1 protein-coding gene is annotated in these 2,420 nt (G+C 76.7%); it reads right to left on the reverse strand.

Annotation, left to right across the window (positions count from 1 at the left end):
• Positions 1-101 precede the first annotated feature (101 nt).
• Entirely contained in the window at positions 102-2,057 is a 1,956-nt protein-coding gene (locus ACZ56B_RS29285; protein WP_468796946.1) for an N-acetylmuramoyl-L-alanine amidase, read from the reverse strand.
• Between the last annotated feature and the right edge of the window lie 363 nt (positions 2,058-2,420).

The following is a 2,420-nucleotide window of genomic DNA, read 5'->3' on the forward strand; positions in this document are numbered from 1 at the left end:
TCCTGCTACCTCAAACTCTCTCTACTCCCTCCTCCCCCCCCCCCCCCCCCCCCCCCCCCCCCCCCCCCCCCCCCCCCCCCCCCCCCCCCCCCGCGGCGGCGCTACGCGGGCCGCACCGTCACGTCCGCCGCCCGCACGAAGCCGACCCGGTGTCCGAACTGGATCTCGTAGTACGAGTCCTCGCCGGTCACGACCCGGTGCGAGGCCCCGTCGAAGGTCACCGCGTAGTAGTACTCGCCGGGGACCCTGCCCCCGGTCACGTACCGCTGGCCCTTCGGCAGCGTGTACGGCAGCGGCGACACCGCCTGCACGGGCACCCCTTCCGGGTAGGCGGTCTCCTCCGGGTACGCGCGCCCGTACACGGGCACGGAGTCGAGCCCCTTCCTCGGGGTCACCACCAGTCCCGAGGCGGGCACCGCGGTCGGCTGCTCCCCCGGGTTCTCGAACCACGCCTTCTGCCCCAGGTACCAGATGGCGGTCCAGTCGCCCCGGCGCTCGGCGACCGCGTACTGCTGCCCCGTGGAGACGCGCGACGACAGGTCGTTCACCCCCGTGGTCGGGGCGGAACCGAGACCGGCGTCCCTGATCAGGGGAGCGTTCTCGTCGGGGGCGGAGTACAGCCGCACCGCGCTCGACCCGTGCGCCGCGCACGGCTCGCCCGCCTTCTCGCAGCCGGTGAAGACCGGCCGGTTGGCGGCGTAGTCGGGCCGGATCGTCACCAGGCCGGCGTTCTTGCCGCCCGTCGCCCCCAGGGGACGGCCCAGCAGCTCGAAGTAGTGCCGCCAGTCCCAGTAGGGGCCGGGATCGGTGTGCATCCCGGGGACGGCCCCCGGAGTCGGCCCGGGCACGGTGTCGTGACCGAGGACGTGCTGCCGGTCCAGGGGGATGCCGTGCTTCTCGGCGAGGTACTTCACCAGACGGGCCGAGGACCGGTACATCGCCTCGGTGTACCAGGCGTCGGGTTCCGCCAGGAAGCCCTCGTGCTCCAGCCCGATCGACGCCGCGTTGACGTACCAGTTGCCCGCGTGCCAGGCCACGTCCTTCGCCCTCACGTGCTGGGCGACGTGGCCGTCCGTGGAGCGCAGGCTGTACTGCCAGGACACGTAGGCGGGGTCCCGCACCATGTCGAGGACGCCCTCCCAGGCGCCCTCCGTGTCGTGGATGACGATGTACCGGACCGGCTGCGAGGCGGGCCGGTTCCCCAGGTCGTGGTTGCCGTAGTCGCCGTCCCCGAGCTCCTCGTACGGCGCCGGGACCCACTCGCACGACACCGTCGCCGGGCACTCCGTCCCGGCGGCCGGGGCGGTGCGCGGACCGGCCCGGTCCAGGGCCGAGGTGTCGGGCGCCAGGCCCGGGCGGGCGGCGAGGGCGACCCGCTGCCCCGCGTCGGTGACCCGCTCCCCGCCGGCGCGGATCACCGCGAACACCTCGTCGGCGTACGCCGCCGCCGCGGTGCCGTCCGCGCCGGAGAAGCGGGCCACCGCCCCGTACCAGTCCGCCGGGTCCTCGCTCGGCGGCCCGCCCAGCCGGCGCTGGGCCTCGGCCAGCAGCGCGGCGCCGCCCGCCACGTTCGCGGCCGGGTCCTCGCGCAGCCGCTCGGGGCTCAGCCCGGTCAGCCGGGCCGCCCTCGGCAGGGTCGTCAGACGGGCCGGGAGGGCGCCGGTGCGCGGCGGGCGCGCCCCGGGCCGCAGCGCGGAGCGGGCGCCGTCGCCCCGGGGGTCCGCCGCGCCCGCTCCGTGGTGACCGGCCGCGGCGAGCGCCGTGCGGGCGTCCGTGAGGTGCATGGGGCCGTAGCCGCCCACCACGCTGGGGGCGCCGCCGTGGGCGTCCCAGCGGGACTGCAGGTAGGAGACGCCCAGCAGCACGCTCTGCGGCACGTCGTACGCGGCGGCCGCGGCGGCGAACGCCTGCTGGAGGCGGGCGGCGCCCGGCGGGGACGGGGCGGGGGCCGCGCCCAGCAGGGGCAGGGTCAGCGCCGCCGCGGCCAGGGCGCACACGGCGCCGCGGACGCGTCGGGGCCCGGCCGCGCTGCCGGGTTCGGGAACGGACGGTCGCAATGCAGCCTCCTGGGACGGTGGGGCGCGGGGAGCCGAGCGGTGGGTCAGTGGTACCGACCGGCTGACAATCCGTCAATCATGCCCAGGAGGCGGCGGCATCCCCGGTTGATCGGGGCGCGGGGAGGTTTTGTGGCGACGGCGGCGGGGCCTGCGGTGCGTCAGTGGAGTGAACCCGTGGTCCCGGCTCGAATAATTTTCCGGACGTGGACGCGGACGTGGACATGCGGCGGGGGGGGGGGGGGGGGTTGGGGGGGGGGGGGGGGGGGGGGGGGGGGGAGTGGGGGGGGGGGGGGGGGGGGGAGGAGGTTCAGGCCGGAGGCGCTGATCGACGCGATGCGGATGAAGTCGTGGGCGCGGGTCAGG

This window comes from Streptomyces sp. NPDC034670 (assembly GCF_055574875.1).